Here is a 24,850-nt window from a genome sequence, read left to right as displayed (position 1 = left end):
CGGGGGAAGGGCCTGACACGTGCGGGGACGAAGGCTGGACGACCGCTACGAACTGATCGAGCTCATCGGCTCGGGCGGCATGGGCGAGGTCTGGCGGGCCAGGGACGAGCAGCTGGACCGCGAGGTGGCGGTCAAGATCCTCCGCGCGGCGGGGGACGACGAGGCCGAACGGACGGAGCGGCTCGGCCGGTTCCGGCGCGAGGCCCGGGTCGCCGCCGCCCTCGACAGCCCGCACATCGTCACCGTGCACGACCACGGGACGGACGGTGAGAGCCCCTACCTCGTGATGGCCCTCGTCGAGGGCCGCACGCTGGAGCAGATCCTGCGCGACAGCGGGCGGGTGCCGGTCGAGGACGCGCTGCGCTGGACCGCCGACGTGTGCCGCGGCCTGAGCGCCGCGCACCGTGCGGGTGTCGTCCACCGCGACATCAAGCCCGCCAACATCATGGTCACCGGCGAGGGCACGGCGTCCACCGCCAGGATCGTCGACTTCGGCATCGCGCGGTTCACCGAATTCCGGTCCACCGACGCGCGGTTGACGCACACCGGCCGGCTGCCCTTCGGCAGCGTCCAGTACATGGCGCCCGAACGCTTCCGGCAGCTCCGGGGCGACGGCCGTACGGACCTGTACGCGGTGGGCTGCGTCCTGTACGAACTCCTCGTCGGCAGGCCCCCGTTCGTCGGGGACGCGGCGGGCATCATGTACAACCACCTGCACGACGAGCCGCTGCGACCGAGCCGGGCCCGCGCCGAACTCGGCCCCGCCGTGGACCGGTTGGTGCTCGACCTGATGGCGAAGGACCCCGACGACCGGCCCGCGGACGCGGACGCGGCGCTCGCACGCATCGAGGCGTCGGCGCGGCCGTCCGCCCCTGCCGCCGCGGAGCCGCCCGCGGCACCGGACCCTGCCCCGGACCCGGACCCGCAACCGGCTCCGGTCCCGGAATCGGCCCCCGCTCCGGCTCCGGCTCCGGCGGCTCGAACAGCCGACGGCGCGAGCGAATCGGCCCCCGAGGACGCGAGGCCGCCGGCGCCCGCCCCACGGCTGTCGGCCGGGCACGTCGTCAAGGACGCCGACGAGCGGCGCGGAACGCGGTCCCCCTGGACCCCCGCGGCCCCGCGCCGCTCCCCCCGCCGCACCGTCCGGCTCGCCGTCGCCGCCGCCGCGCTCCTCGCCGTCGGCGTCCCGGCCGGCATCGCCCTGAGCACGTCGTCCTCCGACCGCCCCGAGCCCCAGGGCCAGGGCCGCCCGGTCCCCGGACGGACCTCCGCCGCCCCGACGACGTACACGCTCGGCGTCGGCTACGCCTGGGGCGACGACGAGGACGGCCGGGTGCCCGAGATCCGCGCCCGTGTCGTGCGGGCCGCCCTGAAGGAGGCCGAGCGCAGGGCGAAGCGGAAGATCCCCGTGCGCGTCGTCGCGGTGGAGGACTACGGGCAGACGCCCGCGGAGAAGCTCTTGGAGCAGCACCCGGGGATGATCGCCATGGTCGGCGACATCGGGGACTTCGCGAGCGCCGACGTGGACTGGTCGCCGCGCATGGCGATGGTCGACACCTGCGAGTCCGGGGGCGACCCGGACCACGAGTACGCCCTCCCGGCGGCCGAGTACGAGGCGGGGCGCCAGGCGGGCCGCTATCTGGCCGGGGCGTACGGCGCGAGCCGGGTCGTGGAGACGTCGAAGAGCTACTGGGACACAGACACCGACAAGGACACCTTCGGGCACGGGCTGCGCGCCGCCGGACTCACCGCGCTGCCGCTGCCCTCGCAGAAGGGGACCGAGGACATGAGCCGGAGCCGGATCGAGCGCGATCTCGGCACGGCCCGGCCGGACGCCGTGGTGGTGTCCGACCTGCGGGCCGGCGGCGGTGAGGAGAACCTCGTGCCGGCCGCCCGCGGGCGCGGCACGCTCGTCGCCGTCCACGACGTCTACGGGTCCGCCTGCGACGTCTCGTCCGACCTGGAGATGTTCGCCCGGCAGGACCGGCAGCCGGCCGACGGAAGCCTGCGCTTCCGTACCTTCAACGACGAGCGGCAGAAGCCCGACTGCACGGACTTCCCGAAGCTGTGCACCGCATCGGCCGAGTTGCGCGCCCTGCTGAAGCACCGCGGCACGGCGGAGCTGTACGACGCCACGCTCGCCGTCGCCGCGGGCATCGACCGGGTGGCCGGGGAGGACGGCGACCGGCCCGCCGCGGACCTCGCCCGCACCCGGCTCCGGGCCGTCCTCGAAGACGTCGAGACCGACGGGCTCCTCGGGCACTACGCCTTCAAGGACCACCAGGCGACGGCCCGTCCGGTGTGGGTCGACCGTCTGGTCGACGGCCGGTGGAAGCAACTGGGGACAGTTCGCCGGCTCACCGGGTGACGTCCCGCGGCAGAGCGGCCGACGTCTTGTCGCGACGCTGACGCGCGCGGTCGTCAGAGTCCCGTCAAGGGAGGCAGCACCCGGCCTCCCGTGGCTCTACCGTCGCTCCCATGGAACGCGGCAACGACGCGGTCGACGCATCCCCGCCACCGCCCACGGCGACCGGAACGGCACCGGAGACGGCCTTCGACCGGCACTGGTCCCAGGACCTGCTCACCTCGGTGCGCTGCTCGGTACTGCTCCTCGGCCTGCTGCTCCTGGTCGACGGGGGTGCCGGCACCCTGACCGGTCCGCGCGCCGCCCTGTGGGTGGGCCTGGCGGCGCTGCTCTTCGTCCTGCTCTTCCCCGCCCGGGTGTCGGCGGGCCAGGGCTGGCTGGTGTCGCGGCGGCTGCTGGGCACGCGACGCGTGCGCACCGACGAACTGGTGTCGGTGCGCTGTCTGGACGGGATCGGCCAGCGCCTCGTACTGCGGGACACCTTCGGTGCCCGGGTGGAGATCGACCCGCAGGTCCTGATCTCCAACCCGCCGCTGTGGTACCGGCTGGACGAGGACGCCCGGCTCTCCGACCGCCGCGGCTCGCTGACGTGCGGGGCGACCGCGCTGCGCCGCATGGCGGAGAGGATCGACCGCGAGACGGCGCGGACGGTGTTCGAGGTGTCCGGGCTCGACTGAGGTCCGGCCGCCGGCCGCCGGCCCGGCCGGTTGCTCCGAATGCACGACGGCGGCGGGATCCTAACGGGTCGCTTGCCGCCCGACGGCGCCGTCAGGCTCCCCGTCGGCCCCCGCCCCCCGGCTTACGCTCCGGCCGTGCTCAACGTGACGGCGATCCTGAAGCGGCTGGTGATCGGCCGGGCCATGCGCAGCGAGGAGCTGCACGAGACGCTGCTGCCCAAGCGGCTCGCCCTGCCGATCTTCGCCTCGGACCCGCTGTCGTCGGTGGCGTACGCGACCCAGGAGATCCTGCTCGTCCTCACGCTCGGCGGGCTGACGTATCTGCACTTCACGCCGTGGATCGCGGCCGCGGTCGTGGCGCTGATGACGGTCGTGGTGCTGTCGTACCGCCAGGTGGTGCACGCCTATCCGAGCGGCGGCGGCTCGTACGAGGTGGTCTCGACGAACCTCGGCCCGTCCGCCGGTCTGGTCGTCGCGGCCTCGCTCCTCGTCGACTACGTGATGACGGTGGCCGTGTCCGTCGCCTCCGGGGTCGACAACATCATCTCGGCCGTCCCCGGGCTCGTCGGCCAGCGCGTGCCGCTCGCGATCCTCTTCGTCGCGCTGCTCACCGCGATGAACCTGCGGGGCGTACGCGAGTCGGGGCGGGCGTTCGCCACGCCGACGTACCTGTTCATCGGCGGCGTCCTGATCATGGTGATCACCGGTCTGGTCCGCTACCTCCTCGGGAACGCGCCGGTCGCCGAGAGCGCGCGGTACGGCATCAGCCCCGCGCCCGGCGACGCCCACCTCGCCGGTCTGGCCCTGCTGATGCTGGTGCTGCGCGCCTTCTCCTCCGGGTGCACGGCGCTGACCGGTGTGGAGGCGATCTCCAACGGCGTACCGGCCTTCCGCAAGCCGAAGCCGAAGAACGCGGCCACCACGATGGCGGCGATGGGCGTCACCGCGATCGCGATGTTCGCCGGCGTCACCACCCTGGCGATGGTCTCCAAGGTGCACATCACCGACGACGCCTGCCGGCTGACGGGGCTGGACGGCGACTGCTCGTCGTACACCCAGCGCACGGTGATCGCGCAGATCGCGGCGGCGGTCTTCGGCGGCGAGCAGAGCGTCGGCTTCTACGTCATCCAGGCGACGACGGCGCTGGTCCTGATCCTGGCGGCGAACACCGCCTTCAACGGCTTCCCGCTGCTGGCGTCGATCCTCGCCCAGCACCGCTACCTGCCCCGCCAGCTGCACAACCGGGGCGACCGGCTGGCGTTCTCCAACGGCATCCTGGCCCTCGCACTCGTCGCGGGCCTGCTGCTGTGGGGCTACCGGGCGAACGTCACGAGCCTCATCCACCTCTACATCCTGGGCGTGTTCACCTCCTTCACGCTCTCCCAGCTCGGCATGGTCCGGCACTGGAACGGCGAGCTCCGCTCGGAGCGCGACCCCGCCACACGGCGACGCCACCACACGGCACGGGTGGTCAACGCCGTGGGCGCGGTGGTCACCGGGCTGGTCCTCGTCATCGTCCTGGCGACGAAGTTCACCGAGGGCGCGTGGCTGGCGGTGCTCGCCGCGACGGTGCTGTGGGTGATGATGCGCGGGATCCGACGCCACTACGACGCCGTGGGCGCGGAGCTGGCGGTCGACGACCCCCGGAGCGAACTCGTGCCGCCGTCCCGGGTGCTGGGCATCGTGCTGGTCTCCCGGCTGCACAAGCCGACCCTGCGGGCCCTGTCGTACGCGCGTGCCTTCCGCCCCGACCAGCTGGAGGCGCTCACCGTCTCCGTCGACCGCGAGGAGGCGACGGCGCTGCGCGAACGCTGGGAGGAGTACGGCATCGACGTACCGCTGAAGATCATCGATTCCCCGTACCGCGAGGTGACCCGGCCCGTCGTCGAGTACGTCCGCTCCATCCGCCGGGAGAGCCCCCGCGACCTCGTCGCCGTCTTCGTCCCCGAGTACGTCGTCGGCCACTGGTGGGAGAACCTGCTGCACAACCAGTCCGCGCTGTGGCTCAAGAGCCGTCTGCTCTTCACTCCGGGCGTGATGATCACCAGCGTTCCCTGGCAGCTCAGCTCCTCGGAGCGGGCGAACCACCCGACGCCCCGGGCGCCCGGCGCGGTCCGCCGCGGTGTGCCCCGGGGGACGCGGCCGGCCGGCTCGCGCGACGGACGACGCGGGTGACCGGCCCTGACGCGATCGACCGGCTCGTCCTGACGCGATCGACCGGCTCGTCCTGACGCGGTGGGCCGGCTCGTCCTGACGCGGTGGGCCGGTGGATCTTGACACGGCTGACCAGTGGATCTTGACGCGGCCTTGATGCGTCTTAACGCGGTCTTGATGCGTTCGGCCCTCACATCCACGGGCCCGGGAATCACTCTCTGCTTACGCTGGTCTCGCCGTCTCCGCGATGGCCGGAACCGATCGCAGAGCCGCCCGTCAGGAGCACCCGCCGATGGCCACCACCACACCCGCCCGAGCGAACCGCTTGCGGGCCTGGATGCTGGAAGGCCTGTCCGACATGGCCAAGACCCCCCAGGGGGCGCACGCCACGCCGGAGCAGGCCCACAAGGGCCAGCGGTGGTGGCGGGTGATGTGCCTGACCGGCGTCGACTACTTCTCCACTCTCGGCTACCAGCCGGGCATCGCCGCGCTGGCGGCCGGACTGCTGTCGCCCGTGGCGACCATCGTGCTGGTGATCGTCACCCTCGCGGGCGCGCTGCCCGTCTACCGCCGGGTGGCGGAGGAGAGCCCGCGCGGCGAGGGTTCGATCGCCATGCTGGAACGGCTGCTGTCGTTCTGGAAGGGCAAGCTGTTCGTCCTCACCCTGCTCGGCTTCGCCGCCACCGACTTCCTGATCACCATCACCCTCTCCGCGGCGGACGCCTCCACCCACCTGGTGGAGAACCCTCACCTGACCAGCGTCCTGCACGACAAGCAGATGGTGATCACCCTGATACTCGTCGCCCTGCTGGGCGCGGTGTTCCTCAAGGGATTCCTGGAGGCGATCGGCGTGGCCGTCGTCCTCGTCGGGATCTATCTGTCCCTCAACCTCGTGGTCGTGATCAGCGGCCTGTGGCACGTGATCACCGCGGGTCATGTGATCACCGACTGGTCCAGCGCCCTCACCACGGAGCACGGCAACGTCTTCGCGATGGTCGGTGTGGCCCTCCTGGTCTTCCCGAAACTCGCGCTCGGCCTCTCCGGCTTCGAGACCGGGGTCGCGGTGATGCCCCACGTCGAGGGCGACCCGACGGACACCGAGGAGAAGCCGACCGGCCGTATCCGCGGCACGAAGAAGCTGCTGACCACCGCCGCCGTGATCATGAGCGTCTTCCTGATCTGCACGAGCTTCATCACGACGCTCCTGATCCCGGAGGACGAGTTCAAGTCGGGCGGCCAGGCCAACGGCCGCGCGCTGGCCTACCTGGCGCACGAGTACCTGGGCAACGCCTTCGGCACGGTCTACGACGCCTCCACCATCGCGATCCTGTGGTTCGCCGGCGCCTCCGCCATGGCCGGGCTGCTCAATCTGATGCCCCGCTACCTGCCCCGCTACGGAATGGCCCCGCACTGGGCGCGCGCCGTACGCCCGATGGTGATCGTCTTCACCCTGGTCGCCTTCCTGGTCACCTGGATCTTCGACGCCGACGTCGACGCGCAGGGCGGCGCCTACGCCACCGGCGTGCTGGTGCTCATCAGCTCCGCGGCCATCGCGGTGACCATCGCCGCGCGCAAGGCCCGCCAGCGGGGCTGGACCATCGGCTTCGCGGTGATCTCCGCGGTGTTCTTGTACACGACCGTCGTGAACGTCATCGAGCGGCCGGACGGCGTGAAGATCGGTGCCTGCTTCATCGCGGGGATCATCCTGGTCTCGCTGCTGTCCCGGCTCGCCCGCGCCTTCGAGCTGCGCGTCACCAGCGTGACGCTCGACGACATGGCGGAACGATTCATCAGGGATATGTCCAGTCGTCGCATCCGGTTCATCGCCAACGAGCCCGGACAGCGGGACAAGGCCGAGTACCGCGAGAAGATCGAGCAGATCCGGCAGGACAACGACGTCCCCATGCAGGAGGACTTCGTGTTCGTCGAGGTCACCGTGCTGGACCCCTCGGAGTTCGAGACGGGTCTCACCGTGCGCGGCGAGGTGCTGCACGACCGCTACCGCGTGCTGACCCTGGAGTCGGCGTCCATCCCCAACGCGCTGGCCGCGCTGCTGCTGCACGTGCGCGACTCCACCCGGTGCACCCCGCACATCTACTTCGAGTGGACCGAGGGCGACCCGTTCACCAACTTCCTCCGGTTCTTCCTCTTCGGGCAGGGCGAGGTCGCCCCCGTCACCCGGGAGGTCCTCCGCGAGGCCGAGCCGGACCGCTCCCGCCGCCCCCGGGTCCACGTGGGCTGACCGGCGGGCTCCCCGGGGCGCCGGGGCCGGGCATCGGCTACCGGCCGTCGTCCCCGGCCCGCTGCACCCCGACGGTGAACCCGATCACCGTGCCCCCGCCCTCCCGCCGGAAGGCGAACGCCGCACCCCCGTGCGCCGTGGCCACCTCACGGACGATGGACAGGCCGAGCCCCGAGCCGGGCAGGCTCCGCGCGTCGGCGGCCCGGTAGAACCGGTCGAAGACGCGGCCGAGGTCCTCGTCCGCCATCCCCGGCCCCCGGTCGAGCACCTCGACCCGCACGGGCCCGGGATGCCCCGCACCCGGAACGGACGGGTCCACGCCGGCCTCGGCGCCCGGCCGCCACCGGCCCGACACCACCACCTCGATCGGCGCCGCCCCGCCCCGGTCGAACTTCGCCGCGTTCTCCACGAGGTTGGACACCGCCCGTTGCAGCGCGGTGGACCGGCCCTCCACGGTCGTGTCGCCGCGCGCGGTGACCGTGATGTCCCGCCCGGACCTGCGCCGCGCGACGATCGCGACGTCCTCGGCGAGTTCCGCGAGGTCGAGCCGCCGGACGGGCTCGGTGTCGGACCGGCCGGCCGCCAGCGCGACGAGTTCGTTGACGAGGTCGGTCAGCTCGCGGGACTCCAGGGCGAGGTCGGCGACGAGTTCCTCCCGGACGCCGGGCGGCAGTTCGTCGATGCGCCGGAGCATGGAGATGTTGGTGCGCAGCGAGGTCAGCGGCGTCCGCAGTTCGTGGCCCGCGTCCTGGACGAGCCGCCGCTGGTCCTCCTCGGACTGGGCGAGCCGCACCAGCATCCGGTCGAAGGAACGGCCGAGCCGGCCGACCTCGTCGTATCCGGTGACGGGCACCTGGATGCCGAGGCGGCCGGTGCGGGCGACGTCTTCGGCCGCCCCGGCGAGCCGGACCAGACGGCGGGTGATCCGCCGGGCCAGCCACCAGCCGAACAGTCCCGCGGCGACCACGACGGCCGCCACGAGCAGCACGGTCCGCTGCTGGAGTTCGCGCAGCAGGTCCTCGGTGTCGCTGAACTGCTGGGCGACCTGCACCGCGCCCCGCCCGCCGCCGAGCGCGACCGTGGCGACCCGGTAGCGGTCGCCCCCGACGTCGACCTCCTTGTGCTCGTCCAGCCCGCCCGCCGTCCCGTGGTCGGCGACGGCCCGGTCCGCGGCACGCACGGGCAGCGGCGGGCTGCCCCGGTCGACGATCGCGCCGCCGGGGCCGAGGACCTGCACATCGGTGCGGCTGGGCCGGATGATGTCGTCGAGCGGCCCGTCGTGATCGGAGTCGGAGGCGGCGAAGTCGGCCGGGTGCAGGGCCCGCTCGCGCACCTGGTCGCGCAGGTCCTGGACGACCTCCGCGAAGACGGTCTGCTGGTCGACGCGCACGAGCCGGGCGGCGGCGTCGTAGCTGAGGAAGCCGACGAGGACGGTGACGGCGGCGGCGACGGCCGCGAAGGACAGGGTGAAGGTGGCCCGCAGGGAGGACACCCGCCGGAATCTGGTCCGGGGGAACCGGATCCACCCCGCCCCGCCCGCGGTGGGCCGGCGCGGCACTCAGTCCTCCCTCAGCACGTACCCCACGCCCCGCACCGTGTGGATGAGCGCCGGCGCCCCCGGCTGGTCGAGCTTGCGCCGCAGGTAGCCGACGTACACGGCGAGGTTCTTGGAGCCGGGTCCGAAGTCGTAGCCCCAGATCCGGTCGTAGATGGTGGCGTGGTCGAGGACGATGCCGGTGTTGCGGACGAGGAGTTCGAGGAGTTCGAACTCGGTGCGGGTCAGTTCCAGCTCCCGCTGCCCGCGCCAGGCCCGCCGTGCCTGGACGTCCATGCGGATGCCCGCGGCGGCGACCTGGCCCGGGGTGTCCTTCGCGGCGGCGGCCTGCGCGGGCACCGGGGCCGGTGTCGCGCCGTCGGCGCGGTCACCGGTGCGGCGCAGCAGGGCGCGCAGCCGGGCGAAGACCTCCTCGACGTCGAACGGCTTGACCACGTAGTCGTCGGCACCGGCGTCGAGGCCGGCGATGCGGTCGACGGTCTCGACGAGCGCGGTGAGCATGAGGATCGGCGTGCGATCGCCCTCCGCGCGCAGCACGCGGCACACCTGGAGGCCGTCGATGCCGGGCATCATCACGTCCAGCACGAGCACGTCCGGCGGGGTGCGGTGGGCCTGCGCGAGCGCCTCGACGCCGTCGGCGACGGCCGTCACCTCGTACCCCTCCAGCGTCAGCGCCCTCTCCAGGGCGTGGCGGATGGCGCGGTCGTCCTCGGCGAGCAGCACAGTCTGGGGCACTCCACCAGTCTGCCAAGCCCGTGGCGGCACACCACCTGATGATCATGGGTGCGGGGGGCTTCTTACCCGGATCACACCTCCGGGGCGAAGCCCGCCACGGGCCTGGTGGCGCTACGGCCGCAGCGCCGCGAGCTGCTGCTCGAAGGGGACGACCGTGAACGCGTCGGCCGAGTCCACCGAGGTGACGGCGCCCTTGAGGGAGCGGGGCGCGATGGCCGCGGCCGTGTCGGTGTCCGGGACCGCGGGGGCCCTCTCCGCGCGGGCCCCGGGAACCGTCCCGGCCGCCGACGCCCCCATGAACCGGGCCAGCTCCGCGCCCGCCCGTTCGATGCGCCCTTCCAGCCCCTCGTCGCCCCAGTCCTCCGAGGCCGCGTAGACGGCGGTCGGCAGCACCACGGCGCGCAGGTACGAGAAGAGCGGGCGCAGGGCGTGCTCGGTGACCAGGGAGTGGCGCGGGGTGCCGCCGGTCGCGCCGACGAGCACCGGCTTCCCGGTCAGCGAGTCCTTGTCGATGACGTCGAAGAAGGACTTGAACAGCCCGCTGTAGGACGCCGAGAAGACGGGCGTCACGGCGATCAGGCCGTCCGCCGCGGCCACCGCGTCCAGCGCGGCGGCCAGGCGCCGCGCCGGGAAGCCGGTGACCATGTGGTGGGCGATGTCGGTGGCCAGGTCGCGCAGTTCGACGACCTGGACCTCGACGTCGGCGTGCCGGGCGGTCGCCGCGGCAAGCCGGTCGGCGAGCAGCCGGGTCGACGACGGGGAGCTCAGCCCCGCCGAGACGACGACGAGCTTCATGCGACGGTCACCTCCTTGGCGGCGGCCACGCGGGCCGCGTGGGTGGGGGCCTCGGGCACGTCGGCCGGACGCCCCTTGGCGAACTCCTCGCGCAGGACGGGCACGACCTCCTCGCCCAGCATGTCGAGCTGTTCGAGGACGGTCTTCAGCGGCAGTCCCGCGTGGTCGATCAGGAAGAGCTGGCGCTGGTAGTCGCCGGCGTACTCCCGGAAGGACAGGGTCCTCTCGATCACCTGCTGCGGCGAGCCCACGGTCAGCGGGGTCTGCTCGGTGAAGTCCTCCAGGGACGGCCCGTGCCCGTAGACCGGCGCGTTGTCGAAGTACGGCCGGAACTCGCGCACGGCGTCCTGGGAGTTCTTCCGCATGAACACCTGGCCGCCGAGCCCGACGATGGCCTGCTCCGGGGTGCCGTGCCCGTAGTGGGCGTAGCGCTGGCGGTACAGGTTCACCATCTGCTTGGTGTGGGAGGCGGGCCAGAAGATGTTGTTGTGGAAGAAGCCGTCGCCGTAGTAGGCGGCCTGCTCGGCGATCTCGGGGGAACGGATCGAGCCGTGCCACACGAAGGGCGCGACTCCGTCGAGCGGGCGCGGGGTGGAGGTGAAGGACTGGAGGGGCGTGCGGAACTTGCCCTCCCAGGTCACCACGTCCTCGTCCCACAGGCGGCGCAGCAGGGCGTAGTTCTCGACGGCGAGGTTGATGCCCTCGCGGATGTCCTTGCCGAACCAGGGGTAGACGGGACCGGTGTTGCCACGGCCCATCATCAGGTCGACGCGGCCGTCCGCGACGTGCTGGAGCATCGCGAAGTCCTCGGCGATCTTCACCGGGTCGTTCGTGGTGATGAGGGTCGTGGAGGTGGACAGGACGAGGTTCTCGGTGCGGGCGGCTATGTAGCCGAGCATCGTCGTCGGCGAGGACGGGACGAAGGGCGGGTTGTGGTGCTCGCCGGTGGCGAAGACGTCGAGCCCGACCTCCTCGGCCTTCTGCGCGATGGCGAGCATGGCCTTGATGCGCTCGCCCTCGCTCGGCGTCCGGCCGTTCGTCGGGTCGGTCGTGACGTCGCCGACGGTGAAGATCCCGAACTGCATGGCTGCTCACCTTCCAAGTTGTTGACGGTTCAACTATACCCACAGAACCGCACCCGGCCGCCACCTATTCCCCCGGCCTCCGGACCACCCGGTCCCCACCCCCCGACGCGGCGGCCGACGTACGATCCGGCCATGGCAGAACCCCGTCGCGACACCCGCGGGATCGTCGACCCGTCCGCACTGCTGACCCGCGTACGGTTCCGCCGCCACCTGCCCGCCGAGGCTCTGCGCCGGCACGTGGAGACGTACTGGTTCATCGACTGGGACCTGCCGGAGCCGTACGCCTCGCACGTCGTCCCGCACCCGTCGGTGAACGTCACGTTCCAGTGGGACGAGGACGAGGGACCGCCCTACGGCGAGGTGACCGGTGTCGCGCTCGGCCTGTTCACCCGGAAGCTGACCGGGCGGGGCCGGGTGTGCGGGGCGAAGTTCTGGCCCGGGGCCTTCCGGCCGTTCACCCCGTGGGCGCCGGTGTCGCGATGGACCGGCCACGCGCTGCCGGTCCAGGACGTGTTCACGCGGGCCGCCTTCGCCGCGCCCCCGGAGGACACCGCCCGCGCGGTCGTGACCCCCGCCGACGACCGCGCCCGGGTGGCCGCGCTCGACGCCGTCCTGCTCTCGCTCACCCCGGAGCCCGACCCGCAGGCCGACCTCGCCGGGGAACTGGTCGGCCGCATCCGCACCGACCGGGAGATGCGGCGCGTGGGCGATCTCGCCGGCTCGGCGGGCCTCTCGGTACGCGCGCTCCAGCGGCTCTTCTCCGCGTACGTCGGCGTCAGCCCCAAGTGGATCATCCTGCGCTACCGCATCCATGAGGCCCTGGAGCTCGCCGGGACCCGCCGGGACGTCGACTGGGCCGCACTCGCCGCCGACCTCGGATATGCCGACCAGGCCCACCTGGTACGGGACTTCACGGCGACGGTGGGCGTGCCGCCGACGGTGTACGCGACCGCGCAGCAGACCTCCTGACGCACCCGTCACCAATTCGCTTGACCGCGCCGCACCCCGTGCCGCACATTTATCTGCGTGACACAGATACTGCACAACACAAAAGAAGCGGCCCATCCACCCGCACGCACCCGCTGGGCGATCCTGGCAGTCGTCCTCGCCGCCGACGTCCTCGACCTCCTCGACGCCACCATCACGAACATCGCGGCCCCGACGATCGCCGAGGACCTGCACGGCGGCACGAGCCTCGTCCAATGGCTCGGCGCCTCCTACGCCCTCGCCCTCGGCGTGCTCCTCGTCCTCGGCGGACGCCTCGGCGACAAGTACGGCCGTCGCCGCCTCTTCCTCACCGGCCTCGCCGGTTTCACCGCCGCCTCGGTCGCCTGCGGTCTGGCACCCGACCCCCGGACCCTCGTCGCCGCCCGCCTCGTCCAGGGCGCCTTCGGCGCGCTCGTCGTCCCGCAGGGCTTCGGCATCCTCGGCGCCGCCTGGCCCCGCGACCAGATCGGCAAGGCGTACAGCCTCTTCGGACCGGTGATGGGCCTCTCGGCCGTCGGCGGCCCGGTCCTCGCCGGCTTCCTCATCGACACGGACGTCGCCGGCCTCGGCTGGCGCGGTATGTTCCTCATCAACCTGCTCCTCGGCGGCGCCGCGCTCGCCGCCGCCGTCCGGCTGCTCCCGCGCGACAGCGGCGACCGCACCGTCACCGTCGACGGCCCCGGCTCCGCCCTCCTCGCCGCCACCATGCTGGGCCTGCTGTCCGGCCTGATCGACGGCTCCGCACACGGCTGGACCCTCAGGAGCACCGCCCTGACGACCGCCGGACTCCTGCTCTTCGCGGCCTTCTGCCACCGCCAGCGCACCGCCGCGACCCCCCTGATCCAGCCCTCCCTCCTGCACAACCGGGGCTTCACCTCAGGACTCCTGACCGGCGTCGTGTTCTTCGCCGCGGTCTCCGGACTCCTCTACGTCGTCTCCCTCTTCCTCCAGCAGGGACTCGGCCGGTCCCCCGCGGGCGCCGCGCTCGGCCTGACCCCCCTGTCCGCCGGCATCGTCGTCGCCTCGATCGCCTGCTACCGCCTGATCGGCACACTGGGCCGCCGGCTGACCCTCGCCGGTTTCCTGATCACGTCCGCCGGGACCGGCTGGCTGCTCGCCCTCGTCGCGAGCTCCGGCACCGGCACCGCCGCCTGGGCCCTCGTCCCGCCCCTGATGGTCGTCGGCCTCGGGATGGGCACCTGCTTCGGCTCCCTGTACGACGTCACCATCGGGGACATCGCCCCCGCCGAGGCAGGCAGCGCGGGCGGCTCGCTCGGCGCGGTCCAGCAGCTCGCCAACGCGATCGGCGCCGCCGCGGTCACCACCCTGTACTTCGGAACGCACGGCGGCGAGGCCCACGCCACCGCCGTGAGCCTCGCCGCCGTCACCACCGTCGCCCTGCTGTGCTGCCCCCTGGTGCTGCTCCTTCCCCGCAAGGCGCAGGAGGAGCAGCACTAGGGGACGAGCACCAGCCGCCCCCGCAGCCCGCCCTCCGCCAGCCGCGTGTGCGCCTTGGCCGCCTCGTCCAGCGGGTAGGTCTCGGCGACCCGCGTCGTCAGCACCGCCGCGTCGACGAGCCGCACCAGCTCCGCGAGACGCGCCCCGTCCGGCGCGACCTCCACCGAGCCGGTCCGCACCCCGCGCACGGACTCCGGATGGGCGCCCGGAATGACCCCCACGAAGGCACCCCCGTCACGCACCCACTCCAGCGCGGTGCCACCGAGCAGCGCCGCGTCCAGGACCCCGTCCACCGCGGCGGGCTGCGGCCCGAAGCGGTCGGCTCCCAGCGACCGCACCAGGTCCTCGTCGGCGGCCCGCGCCACGCCCGTCACCGTCAGACCGCGATGGGCGGCGAGCTGGACGGCGTATCCGCCCACCGCACCCGCGGCACCGGTGACCAGCAGGCTCTGGCCCGGCTCCAGGCCCAGCAGGTCGAGGGCCTGCGAGGCGGTCAGCGCGTTCAGCGGCAGCGTCGCGGCGTGCACGGCGTCGACCGAGCCGGGCGCCGACGCCACCGCACCGGCGTCGACGACCACGTGGTCGGCGTGCGTACCGAGCGTCTTGCCGGGCCCGTACGCCAGAGCCACCACCTCGTCCCCCACGCTCCACCCGGTGGCCACGCCCACCGCGTCGACGGTCCCGGCCACGTCCCAGCCGAGCCCGAACCGCTTGCCCGCACCGCCGAAGACACCCGCCCGCACGCCGGCGTCCACCGGGTTGAGGGCGGCGGCGGCCACCTTGATCCGCACCTGACCGGCCCCGGGCTCGGGCACCTCGACCTCGGCGACCTCCACGACGTCGGGCCCACCGAACCGATTCACCAGTACCGCACGCATGGCAACGCTCCCCACTCATTGGGTTTCTTTCCCGTTGCAACAACCCTAGGAAGAGTTACTATCCATTAGTAAGTAGGCACCTGAAGGTGCGTACGTCACCCGGAGGTGAGCCATGGCGACCACGACCGCGGCGCAGCGGCGCGAGCAGGCGCGCATCGAGTACGACGCGTTCATCAAGAGCTGCCCCACCAACCAGCTCCTCGACCGGATCAGCGACAAGTGGGTCAGCCTGGTCGTCAGCGCGCTCGCCGGGGGATCCATGCGCTACAGCGACCTCGGCCGCAAGATCGCGGGCGTCAGCCCCAAGATGCTGACGCAGACGCTGCGTTCACTGGAGCGCGACGGGATCGTCGCCCGCACGGTCACCCCGTCCGTGCCCGTCCGCGTCGACTACGAACTCACGCCCCTCGGCGCCAGCCTCAGCTGCCTGCTCTCCGCCGTGAAGGACTGGGCGGAGCTGCACATCGAGGAGGTCAACGACGCCCGGGAGCGCTACGACTCCACGCCCTGAAGGCCGCCGCCCCGCAGCCGGGCGATCTGCTCACCGGTGAACTCCACGGTGCGCCGCATGTGCCCGATGATCAGGGCGAGTTCCTCTTCCTCGAGCCCGTCGAACAGGGCGAACCAGCCGCCGCCCAGCCGGTCCCACATCCGCCCGAACTCGGCCATCTTCTCCGGCACGACCGCCACGAGCACCCGCCGCCGGTCGGCCGCGTCGCGCTCCCGCACGACGTACCCGGCCTTCTCCAGCCGGTCCACCAGCCGGGTAGCCGACCCGGTGGTCAGCCCGGTCAGCTCCCCGATCCGCCCGATCGTCACGGGCTCGTCCTCCAGGCTGAGCAGGTTCACGCACTGCAGATCGGTCGGATGCAGGTTCAGATGATCGGCGACGGCCTGGTTGAAGAGCGCGTACGACGCCATGTAGCGCCGCGACACCGTGGCCAACTCCCCCATCAGATGCTCCCGAGCCGCCATCACCACACCTTTCAGCAGGACACACCATCGTAAGCACCACCACCGCACCCCACGCCCCCGCACCGCCCCCGCCCACTCCGCGCAGGGGCCGCCCCCGTCCACTCCGCAGCCACCAAAGCGGCCGCACCCCACTCACACCCGCAGTCGCCCCCTCCCCGAAGGGGCCGCACCCCCCTCACACCCGCACTCGCCCTCTCACGGAAGGGGCCGTGCCGGTGCATCACCTGCCCGTTGCGGACGGCAACACGACCCCACCGCACTGAACCACCGGACCACACGACGGCTGCAACGGGCGGATCACCGGCACGGACCCGACCCACCCACCGGACAGACGGCGAAACGGCCCGGAGGCGAAACGGCCCGGAGAAACGGCCCGAAGGCGAAACGGCCCGAACTCCTAGAACGCGTAGGAGTCCCCCGTGTCCAGCACCAGCACCCGCTGCCGGTCATTGGCCCGGTTGGAATCCACCGCCCCGCCACCCCACACGGTGTCGATCCCCAGCGTCACCTCCGAGGGCACCCCCTTCAGCAGCACCGACATCCGGATCTCCCGCCCGGCCCCGTCCGCGGACAGCGCCCCGGTCCGGCACACCAGGTCCCGCGCCCCCGCCCGCGCACAGCCGTCCGGCAGCCACTGCACATCGGCCAGCGCGGCCGACCAGCGCAGCCGCACGGTCGCGTCCATGACGGCATTCGGCCCGTGGTTCCGCGGCGTCAACCGCAGAGCAACGCGCCCCGCGTCCATGGACACCCGCCCGTGATACGCGAGATCCGCCTCGGGAGCCGCCGCGCTCACCGGAGTCACGCCCGCCACCGCGAGCCCCACGCCCGCACCCACCACACACAGCGTCCGCACCCACATGACGTCATTACCTCCGCTAGGGCCACCGCGTCCGTCACATGGATGTATCCCACCCCGGCCACCCCCCAGGCGCCGTCCATCAGGTGAAGCCCACGCACCGCAACCCACCCACCGCTCCCACCCACGCACCACAACCCACTCCCCCCACCGCCCCCACCCACGCACCGCAACCCACCCCGCACCCCCATGCAAGAGTGACCGCATGCTCATCGCCCGCTCAGCAGCCCTCTTCGTCGTCGCCGCCCTCTTCGAGATCGGCGGCGCATGGCTGATCTGGCAGGGCCTGCGCGAGCACCGCGGCTGGCTCTGGATCACCGGCGGCGTCCTCGCCCTCGGCGCCTACGGCTTCGTCGCCACCTTCCAGCCGGACGCGCACTTCGGCCGCATCCTCGCGGCCTACGGCGGGATCTTCGTCGCCGGCTCGATCCTGTGGGGCGTGGTCGCGGACGGCTACCGCCCCGACCGCTGGGACATCACCGGTGCGGCGATCTGCCTGGCCGGCATGGCCGTGATCATGTGGGCCCCGAGGAACAGCGGCTGACCTCCCACCCCTCGGACCGTCGAGCCGCCCACCGACCCCGTCGCCTACCCTGACAGAGCCGATGCCGGAACCGATCTCCCCGCCAGGGCCGATCGCCGCGCACGACGTAGACCGCCGCAACACACCGCGCCAGCCGAGGAGCCAGACATGACCGCGCCCGCCGCGCCCGCCGCCCCCTCCCGCATCGCCGTCGTCACCGGCGCGAGCAGCGGCATCGGCGCGGCAACGGCGAGGCAGCTCGCCGCGGCCGGCTACCGCGTCGTGCTGACGGCCCGCCGCAAGGACCGCATCGAGGCGCTCGCGGAGGAGATCGGCACGGCCGGCGGCCAGGCGACGGCGTACGCGCTCGACGTCACGGACCGCGCGGCGGTCGACGAGTTCGCCACCGCGTTCAAGACGATCGGCGTCCTGGTCAACAACGCGGGCGGCGCGCTCGGCGCGGACCCGGTGTCGACCGGCGACCCCGCCGACTGGCGCCAGATGTACGAGACGAACGTCATCGGCACCCTGAACGTCACGCAGGCCCTCCTGCCCGCGCTCACCGCGAGCGGCGACGGCACCGTGGTGGTGCTGTCCTCGACGGCGGGCCACGGCACGTACGAGGGCGGGGGCGGCTACGTCGCGGCCAAGCACGCCGAGCACGTGCTGGCCGAGACCCTGCGCCTGGAGATCGTCGGCACACCGGTCCGCGTGATCGAGGTGGCGCCGGGCATGGTCAAGACGGACGAGTTCGCGCTGACCCGCTTCGGCGGGGACACCGAGAAGGCCGCCAAGGTGTACGCGGGTGTCGCCGAGCCGCTCACGGCGGACGACGTGGCGGACACCATCACGTGGGCGGTGACCCGGCCCAGCCACGTCAACATCGACCTGCTCGTCGTCCGCCCCCGCGCGCAGGCGTCGAACACGAAGGTCCACCGGGACCTCGGATGACGGACTCCACCGCAGAGCCACCCGCCGCGGAACCACCCACCGCGGAACCACTCACCGCAGAACCCACCGCCGCAGAACCACCCACTCCAGAACCCGCGGCCGCAGAACCCCCCGCCGCAGAACCCCCCGCCGGAGAACCCCCCACCCCACCCACGCTCGAACAACGCCGCCTGGCCGAGGAGAAGAAGAACGAGCGGATGGTCTGGTACTACCTGGCGTACTTCCTCTTCGGCATCCACATCGTGGCGTTCGTCATGATCTACGCGGTGCGGCACGCGAAGTGACCGCACCCGCCGCACCGTCCACGTACGCTCGCACGGTGTGAACGGACACATACCCTTCAGGCGTCTGCACAACTTCCGTGACCTGGGCGGCCGCACGACGGCGGACGGCCGCACGGTCCGTCCGGGCCGGCTGTTCCGGGCGGACTCGCTGGGCAAGCTCGAAGGCGACGACTGGGACCGCTTCCTGTCGCTGGGCATCCGCACGGTGATCGACCTGCGCTACCCGTGGGAGATCGAGGCCAAGGGCCGGGTCCCGGAGCACCCCTCGCTCGCGTACCACAATCTGAGCATCGAGCACCGGCCGTACGACCAGGCGGCGTTGACCCCGTCCGTCGACCCGGGCCCGTACCTCGCGGCACGTTACGCGGAGGTCGCCGCGGACGGCGTGGCGGAGATCCGCGCGACGCTGGAGCTGATCGCGACGGCGGACGAGGGCCCCGTGGTCTTCCACTGCGCGTCGGGCAAGGACCGTACGGGTCTGGTGGCCGCGCTGGTGCTGTCGCTGCTGGGGGTCGCCGAGGACGCGGTCGTCGAGGACTTCACGCTCACGGAGCGGGCGACGGCCGCGCTGCGCGCGGACTGGCGGGCGGCGAACCCGGACCGTTCCCTGACCTGGCCGGGCTACGGCCGCGCACCGGCCGAGGTGATGACCGGTTTCCTCGCGGGCCTGACGTCCCGTCACGGCTCGGTGGAGGGCTACGTCAGGAACGCGCTGGGCCTTGACACGGCGTTCGTCGAACGACTCCGGGCGGCCCTCCTGGACGGGCCGGCGGCCGGCAGCGGACCGTGGAGGGCGGCTGGGACGGCCCGTACACGGTGACGCCCTTCGAGAAGCGTCTCCGACCTGCTCCTCTCTCTTCGCGTCTCCGACCTGCTCCTCTCTCTTCTACGGCCAGGTGGCAGAAGGCTCCCCGACGGCAGCGGATCGGCCATTCGGATGCGGTCGGCTCGCGGGCGCCGCCGGGCCGCGGTGTCGTGGACGCGGGTGCCTGCCGACGCCCCGCGCGGGGGCGCCTCCAGCGTTCGGCCGCGCAGGGACCCGGCCGTGAAAGGACAGGGGATGCGAATATCCGGGCCCGTGGCGGGCCGCAGATGTCATGCCGCGTTCGTCACCGCGGTGCTGGTCTGCTCGACGGTGCTGACCGGGCCGGACCCCGCCGCGGCCGGTGGCACGCCCACCCCTTCGGTACCTGCCCCGCGGCTGGACTGGAGCCCCTGCGTCCAGGGCAGCCCGTACGACTGCGCGACCGCGAGGGTGCCGCTGGACTACCGCGATCCGGGCGGTCGCCTCATCGACCTGGCGGTCATCCGGCACAAGGCGACCGGGCCCGGGCGGCGGATCGGCACCCTGTTCTTCAACCCCGGCGGACCCGGCGGTCCGGGAACCGTGCAGATGCCGCAGAACTACGGGGCGTTCCCGCGCGAGGTGCGGGAACGGTTCGACATCGTCAGCTGGGATCCACGGGGTGTCGGCAGCAGCACCGCGGTGAACTGCTTCACGAGCGCCGGGGAGGCCGAGGCGTGGGGCGCCGGCAAACCCGCCGGGTTCCCCGTGGGCGAGCAGGAGCGGGCGGTCTGGGCCTCCGCGTACCGGGATCTGGCCCGCCGCTGTCAGCAGCGGGACCCCGACCTCCTGCGCCATGTGTCGACCGCCGAGACCGCCCGCGACCTCGACCAGCTCCGCCGTGCGGTGGGCGACCCGCAGCTCACCTTCATGGGCGTCTCCTACGGCACGATCCTCGGCGCCACGTACGCCGGGCTCTTCCCCGGCAAGGTCCGTGCCATGGCCCTCGACAGCAACATCGACCCGCAGGCCTGGACGAACCACGGCTCCGACGACGCCTCGCTCACGACGTTCCTGCGGATGGGCTCGGACCGGAGCGCGGCGGGGGTCCTGGACCGTTTCCTCACCCTGTGCGGGTCCGCCGGTGCCGCCCGCTGCGCCTTCGCCGCCGACGGCCCGAAGGCGACCCGGGACAAGTTCGACCAGCTGCTGCGGCGGCTCCGGGAGCACCCGGTGGGTGAATGGACGTACGCCCGCACCGTCGCCGAGGTGGTGAGCGGCCTCTACATCGTGCATCCGGGGTGGGCGGACCTCGCGGCCCGGCTGCAGAGCCTGTGGCAGGGGCGCGCCCCGCGGACGCCGCCGCCTCCGCCCGCGCCGCCGGTCCCGCATCCGAGCCCTTACCTGGGCGAGGAGCAGGCCGCCGCGGTGCTGTGCGGCGACAGCCCGAATCCACGTGCCCTCGCCGCGTACCCGGCGCAGGAGGACACCGCCGCCGCGCGTGCGGGCGACGTCGGGCGCTACTGGGCGTGGGCCGCCTCGCCGTGCGCCGTCTGGCCGGCCGTCGCGGCCGACCGCTACCGCGGCCCGTGGAACAGGCCGACGGCCCACCCCGTCCTGGTGGTCGGCACCACCTACGACCCTTCCACCCCGTATCCGGATTCGCAGGGCATGGCCCGGGAACTGGGCGACGCCCGTCTGCTCACCCACGACGGGTACGGCCACACCGAGCTGTACAACCCCAGCGGCTGCGTCGCGGAACACGAGAGCCGCTACTTGATCGACGGCGTGCTCCCTCCGCCCGGAACGCACTGCCGGCAGGACACGCCCCCCTTCCCGGCGCCCAAGCCGACCGGCGGGATGGCCACCGGCAGCGGGGCGACGGCCGACAGAACCTGACCCCCGTCGACGTAACCCACCCGGAAAAGCGGCACCCCGCGGGCGTCACCCGCCCGGGAAACGGCACTCCGCCTACGTCGTCCACCCGGCACGGCGGCATCCCGCCGCCGTCGCCCGCCCCGGAAGCCGGCCGCCCCACCGGGCCCCCGCACGGCGACGGGCCCCGGACCGTACGGTCCGGGGCCCGTCGGGCCGTCGGGGTGCGGGCCGGGGCAGGCCGGCCGGTGAGGTGCCGGCCGTCAGCCCTTCACGCAGACGACCTGCTTGAGCTTCGCCACGACCTCCACGAGGTCGCTCTGCTGGTCGATGACCTGCTCGATCGGCTTGTAGGCGCCCGGGATCTCGTCGACGACGCCGGAGTCCTTGCGGCACTCGACCCCGCGCGTCTGCTCCTCCAGGTCCTTCGTGGAGAAGCGGCGCTTGGCCGCGTTGCGGCTCATGCGCCGGCCGGCGCCGTGCGAGGCGGAGTTGAACGCCTTCTCGTTGCCGAGACCCTTCACGATGTACGAACCGGTGCCCATCGAGCCGGGGATGATCCCGTACTCGCCGGAGCCCGCGCGGATCGCGCCCTTGCGGGTGACGAGGAGGTCCATGCCCTCGTACCGCTCCTCCGCCACGTAGTTGTGGTGGCAGGAGATCTCCTGCTCGAAGGTCGGCTTCGCCTTCCGGAACTCCTTGCGGATCACGTCCTTCAGGAGGCCCATCATGAGCGCGCGGTTGTGCTTCGCGTACTCCTGCGCCCAGAACAGGTCGTTGCGGTAGGCGGCCATCTGCGGGGTGTCGGCGACGAAGACCGCGAGGTCGCGGTCGACGAGGCCCTGGTTGTGCGGGAGCTTCTGGGCGACGCCGATGTGGTGCTCGGCGAGTTCCTTGCCGATGTTGCGCGAACCCGAGTGCAGCATGAGCCACACCGCTCCGGACGTGTCGACGCACACCTCGACGAAGTGGTTGCCGCCGCCGAGCGTCCCCATCTGGAGGGAGGCCCGCTCCTGCCGGAACTTGACCGCGTCCGCGACCCCGTCGAAACGGCCCCAGAAGTCGTCCCACCCGGCGGTGGCCATTCCGTGGAAGCGTCCCGGGTCGACCGGGGAGTCGTGCATCCCGCGGCCCACCGGAATGGCCTCCTCGATCTTGGAGCGCAGACGCGACAGGTCGCCCGGGAGGTCGTTCTCGGTGAGCGAGGTCCTGACGGCGGACATTCCGCAGCCGATGTCCACGCCCACCGCGGCGGGGCACACGGCGTCCCGCATGGCGATGACGGAGCCGACGGTCGCGCCCTTGCCGTAGTGCACGTCGGGCATCACGGCGAGGCCCTTGATCCACGGCAGGGTCGCCACGTTCTGGAGCTGGCGCAGCGCCACGTCCTCCACGGACGCCGGATCGGTCCACATGCGGATGGGGACCTTCGCGCCCGGCATCTCCACGTAACTCATATCGTCCTCATTCCCCCGAAAACCATCAGAAGTCGTAAATCGCAAAACCGGCGCCAAGGTCGACGTATAGGACAACGGACCGGCGTCCACGGCTGTGCGTGCGATACACATTGTCTCCAGGTGCCGCCCTCGGGCGGCAACCGAATAAGCACTGGGCACCCCGGGCGGACGAGCCGCCGGGACGCGTCGAGAGGAGCCTGGCCGTGCGGCGGAAGGCATACGTACCCGGCGTCGCCGCGCTCCTGGCGGCGCTGCTGGCGGGCTGCACGGGCGGCTCGGCCGACGGCGGACCGGAGACGGACTCCAAGGGCAGCGACACGGGCACGGTGGCGCCGGCCCGGCCCGGCAAGTACCGCACGCTCCCGGAGGCGTGCAGCGCGGTCAGCCAGGACACCCTCGACACGCTGCTGCCCGGGATCGAGCAGATCGCCGACGAGAAGCAGCGCGAGAAGGCGTACGCGGGTGAGGCCACACCCACCTACGACACGGACCGGCGCGACGGGTGCCGCTGGAAGGTGGAGTCGACGTCCGCCTCCGACCGCCTGCTCGTCGACTTCGAGCGGGTCGCCTCGTACGACAACACGGTGAGCGACGACAACAAGGCCCGGGAGATCTACGCGGGCAAGGAGACGGCGGCCGACCTGCCCGAGCCGGCCGGCTCCGGTTCCACCTCCGGCCCCACCGCCGGATCCGGCACCGGTGCGCCCGGCAGCGACGCGTCGGCCTCGTCCACCCCGTCCTCTTCTTCCTCCCCGTCCTCCTCTTCTTCCTCCCCGTCCTCCTCTTCCTCCGCCTCCGCGTCGGCCCCCTCGGGCCCCTCCGCGTCCGCGAGCGTGACCCCGGCGGACCTCCAGCCGCGCACGCTCGACGACGTCGGCGACGAGGCGTTCCTCGACGACCGGCTGAGTACCGCCGCGACGGCGCGGGCGCGCACGGTGACTGTGGTCTTCCGCACGTCGAACGTGATCGTGACGATCGAGTACGCGGAGCAGCCGACCGCCTCCACGGAGGCTCCGGACAGCAAGGAAATGCAGGACAGAGCGCGGAAACTGGCCCAGAAGCTGGCCGACACACTCGACGGTTAGCGGGCCCTGGGCTCGGGTCCGCCCCCGCGGCCGAACCGCCCGAAGGGGAACCGCCGGGGCGTCCCACCGCGTACCGTGGCCCCTCGGACCCGACCGGCCGCACGCGCCACGTGCGGCCGTACCACGAGCCCTACGAGTGAAGGAACCATGCACCGACCAGCACAGCGAGCAGGCCGAGCACCGCGATTCACCCGCATCCTTGTCAGCGCAGCCGCCGTTCCGGTGATGCTCGTCGCCGCGGGCTGCTCCTCCGACTCCGGCTCCGGTGGCGACGCGAAGAAGAGCGACGGTGCGAGCCCGGACGCGAAGGCGTCGGCGAGTGCCAGCGCGAACGCCGTGCAGCCGGCGGCGTACACGAAGCTGCCCGAGCCGTGCGCGGTGCTGTCGAAGAAGACGCTGGGCGAACTGGTCCCCAAGGGCGTCAAGTCCGGCAAAGAGGGCAAGTCGGACGACGTGTCGTCGCGGGGCAACTGCTACTGGAACAGCCTCGACAACAACGGCGTGAAGGGCTCGCAGTTCCGCTGGCTGAACGTGGCGCTGCTGCGGTTCGACTCGGACTCGCGCGGCGAGGGCGACCAGCAGGCGCACAGCTACTTCGAGAAGCAGGTCAAGGGCGCGCAGACCGCGACGGGTGCGAAGAACACCAAGACCGAGCCGGTCTCCGGGACGGGCGACGAGGCGACCGCCGTCAGCTACGACCTGAAGAAGAAGGAAGGCTCCTTCAAGCAGCAGACGATCGTGGCGCGCGTCGAGAACGTGGTCGTCACCCTCGACTACAACGGCGCCGGTCTCGCGGGCGACAAGTCCCCGAGCGCGGCCGACCTGCTGAAGGACGCGAAGAAGGCCGCCAAGGAGGCGGTGGCCGCGGTCACCGCCTCCAACAAGGGAGAGGGCGCCGACGCGGGCACCTCCCCTTCGGGGTCGGCCTCCAAGCCGGCGTCGAAGTCGGCGTCGCCGTCCAAGAGCTCCTCGAAGAGCGCGAAGCCGTCCGCCTCCGCGGCGAAGAAGAGCTGACGCTTTTCCCGCCCGGTCCACGACCCAACTCGTGTTCCGGTAAGGGCTTTTGCCCGAGCCCGGTCCCTTTCAGGGCCGGGCTCGTTCCATGCCGGGCGCCCGTGGGCCGCAC

General features: G+C 72.4%; 22 protein-coding genes. 14 read left to right on the top strand and 8 right to left on the bottom strand.

What is annotated here, in order from left to right; genetic code table 11:
* Positions 1 to 19 precede the first annotated feature (19 nt).
* From ACSYGO_RS26485 to ACSYGO_RS26470, 4 genes are all read left to right on the top strand, one after another.
* The gene (locus ACSYGO_RS26485) at positions 20 to 2,368 is read left to right on the top strand and encodes a protein kinase domain-containing protein (protein WP_460387864.1); all 2,349 of its coding nucleotides are present in this window, start codon (positions 20 to 22) and stop codon (positions 2,366 to 2,368) included.
* Positions 2,369 to 2,478: 110 nt separating this feature from the next.
* The gene (locus tag ACSYGO_RS26480) at positions 2,479 to 3,042 is read left to right on the top strand and encodes a hypothetical protein (protein WP_460387862.1); all 564 of its coding nucleotides are present in this window, start codon (positions 2,479 to 2,481) and stop codon (positions 3,040 to 3,042) included.
* 135 nt (positions 3,043 to 3,177) lie between these two features.
* Positions 3,178 to 5,217 carry an APC family permease gene (locus tag ACSYGO_RS26475; protein WP_460387860.1) on the top strand — a complete coding sequence of 680 codons (2,040 nt, stop codon included), beginning with the start codon at positions 3,178 to 3,180 and terminating at the stop codon, positions 5,215 to 5,217.
* Positions 5,218 to 5,488: 271 nt separating this feature from the next.
* Positions 5,489 to 7,438, top strand: coding sequence for an APC family permease (locus ACSYGO_RS26470; protein ID WP_426680200.1), 1,950 nt, complete (start codon positions 5,489 to 5,491; stop codon positions 7,436 to 7,438).
* Between the two features lie 37 nt (positions 7,439 to 7,475).
* On the opposite strand, the gene ACSYGO_RS26465 is transcribed toward ACSYGO_RS26470, so the two are convergent.
* The 4 genes from ACSYGO_RS26465 to ACSYGO_RS26450 form a co-directional block, all read right to left on the bottom strand.
* Positions 7,476 to 8,930, bottom strand: coding sequence for a HAMP domain-containing sensor histidine kinase (locus ACSYGO_RS26465; protein ID WP_432174509.1), 1,455 nt, complete (start codon positions 8,928 to 8,930; stop codon positions 7,476 to 7,478).
* A gap of 66 nt (positions 8,931 to 8,996) precedes the next feature.
* Positions 8,997 to 9,728, bottom strand: coding sequence for a response regulator transcription factor (locus ACSYGO_RS26460; protein WP_460387858.1), 732 nt, complete (start codon positions 9,726 to 9,728; stop codon positions 8,997 to 8,999).
* Between the two features lie 111 nt (positions 9,729 to 9,839).
* Positions 9,840 to 10,523 (bottom strand): CE1759 family FMN reductase, encoded by a 684-nt coding sequence (locus ACSYGO_RS26455; protein WP_426680203.1) that lies wholly within the window; start codon positions 10,521 to 10,523, stop codon positions 9,840 to 9,842.
* Positions 10,520 to 11,608 carry an LLM class flavin-dependent oxidoreductase gene (locus ACSYGO_RS26450; protein WP_460387856.1) on the bottom strand — a complete coding sequence of 363 codons (1,089 nt, stop codon included), beginning with the start codon at positions 11,606 to 11,608 and terminating at the stop codon, positions 10,520 to 10,522. Before ACSYGO_RS26450 ends, ACSYGO_RS26455 begins: the two co-directional genes overlap by 4 nt.
* A 132-nt stretch (positions 11,609 to 11,740) precedes the next feature.
* On the opposite strand from ACSYGO_RS26450, the gene ACSYGO_RS26445 reads away from it, so the two are divergent.
* Both ACSYGO_RS26445 and ACSYGO_RS26440 read left to right on the top strand, forming a co-directional pair.
* Entirely contained in the window at positions 11,741 to 12,577 is an 837-nt protein-coding gene (locus ACSYGO_RS26445; RefSeq protein WP_426680204.1) for an AraC family transcriptional regulator, read from the top strand.
* A 57-nt stretch (positions 12,578 to 12,634) separates the two neighbouring features.
* Positions 12,635 to 14,053: an MFS transporter gene (locus tag ACSYGO_RS26440; RefSeq protein WP_460387854.1), complete on the top strand. Its 1,419-nt coding sequence runs from the start codon at positions 12,635 to 12,637 to the stop codon at positions 14,051 to 14,053.
* On the opposite strand, the gene ACSYGO_RS26435 is transcribed toward ACSYGO_RS26440, so the two are convergent.
* Entirely contained in the window at positions 14,050 to 14,931 is an 882-nt protein-coding gene (locus ACSYGO_RS26435; RefSeq protein WP_460387852.1) for an NADP-dependent oxidoreductase, read from the bottom strand. The two genes, ACSYGO_RS26440 and ACSYGO_RS26435, sit on opposite strands and share 4 nt — an antisense overlap.
* Positions 14,932 to 15,043: 112 nt before the next feature.
* On the opposite strand from ACSYGO_RS26435, the gene ACSYGO_RS26430 reads away from it, so the two are divergent.
* Entirely contained in the window at positions 15,044 to 15,442 is a 399-nt protein-coding gene (locus ACSYGO_RS26430; RefSeq protein WP_432174514.1) for a winged helix-turn-helix transcriptional regulator, read from the top strand.
* On the opposite strand, the gene ACSYGO_RS26425 is transcribed toward ACSYGO_RS26430, so the two are convergent.
* Positions 15,424 to 15,906: a MarR family winged helix-turn-helix transcriptional regulator gene (locus ACSYGO_RS26425; RefSeq protein ID WP_426680208.1), complete on the bottom strand. Its 483-nt coding sequence runs from the start codon at positions 15,904 to 15,906 to the stop codon at positions 15,424 to 15,426. The two genes, ACSYGO_RS26430 and ACSYGO_RS26425, sit on opposite strands and share 19 nt — an antisense overlap.
* Before the next feature lie 397 nt (positions 15,907 to 16,303).
* Entirely contained in the window at positions 16,304 to 16,591 is a 288-nt protein-coding gene (locus ACSYGO_RS26420) for a hypothetical protein (protein ID WP_426680209.1), read from the bottom strand.
* A 379-nt stretch (positions 16,592 to 16,970) separates the two neighbouring features.
* Here ACSYGO_RS26420 and ACSYGO_RS26415 point away from each other — a divergent pair, with 379 nt between their 5' ends.
* The 5 genes from ACSYGO_RS26415 to ACSYGO_RS26395 all read left to right on the top strand — a co-directional run bounded on the left by ACSYGO_RS26415 (position 16,971) and on the right by ACSYGO_RS26395 (position 21,206).
* On the top strand, positions 16,971 to 17,309 hold the full coding sequence (locus tag ACSYGO_RS26415) for a YnfA family protein (RefSeq protein ID WP_426680210.1): 339 nt from the start codon (positions 16,971 to 16,973) through the stop codon (positions 17,307 to 17,309).
* A gap of 147 nt (positions 17,310 to 17,456) precedes the next feature.
* Positions 17,457 to 18,239, top strand: a complete 783-nt coding sequence (locus ACSYGO_RS26410) for an SDR family NAD(P)-dependent oxidoreductase (RefSeq protein ID WP_432174515.1) — start codon at positions 17,457 to 17,459, stop codon at positions 18,237 to 18,239.
* Entirely contained in the window at positions 18,236 to 18,523 is a 288-nt protein-coding gene (locus ACSYGO_RS26405; RefSeq protein WP_460387849.1) for a hypothetical protein, read from the top strand. Before ACSYGO_RS26410 ends, ACSYGO_RS26405 begins: the two co-directional genes overlap by 4 nt.
* A gap of 37 nt (positions 18,524 to 18,560) precedes the next feature.
* Positions 18,561 to 19,343, top strand: a complete 783-nt coding sequence (locus ACSYGO_RS26400) for a tyrosine-protein phosphatase (RefSeq protein ID WP_460387848.1) — start codon at positions 18,561 to 18,563, stop codon at positions 19,341 to 19,343.
* Between the two features lie 240 nt (positions 19,344 to 19,583).
* Positions 19,584 to 21,206, top strand: coding sequence for an alpha/beta hydrolase (locus ACSYGO_RS26395; RefSeq protein ID WP_460387847.1), 1,623 nt, complete (start codon positions 19,584 to 19,586; stop codon positions 21,204 to 21,206).
* 239 nt (positions 21,207 to 21,445) lie between these two features.
* Here ACSYGO_RS26395 and ACSYGO_RS26390 read toward each other — a convergent pair whose 3' ends face one another.
* On the bottom strand, positions 21,446 to 22,639 hold the full coding sequence (locus ACSYGO_RS26390; RefSeq protein WP_426680215.1) for an RtcB family protein: 1,194 nt from the start codon (positions 22,637 to 22,639) through the stop codon (positions 21,446 to 21,448).
* Between the two features lie 203 nt (positions 22,640 to 22,842).
* Here ACSYGO_RS26390 and ACSYGO_RS26385 point away from each other — a divergent pair, with 203 nt between their 5' ends.
* Together ACSYGO_RS26385 and ACSYGO_RS26380 are read left to right on the top strand one after the other, a co-directional pair.
* A complete protein-coding gene (locus tag ACSYGO_RS26385; RefSeq protein ID WP_460387845.1) occupies positions 22,843 to 23,724 on the top strand; it encodes a DUF3558 domain-containing protein in 882 nt (293 codons plus the stop codon).
* 147 nt (positions 23,725 to 23,871) lie between these two features.
* Positions 23,872 to 24,738, top strand: a complete 867-nt coding sequence (locus ACSYGO_RS26380; protein ID WP_432174520.1) for a DUF3558 domain-containing protein — start codon at positions 23,872 to 23,874, stop codon at positions 24,736 to 24,738.
* Positions 24,739 to 24,850: the final 112 nt, after the last annotated feature.

The organism is Streptomyces krungchingensis (assembly GCF_054729265.1).
Note: the sequence above shows the minus strand (reverse complement) of the source record. Positions and strands in the feature narration are given on the sequence as shown.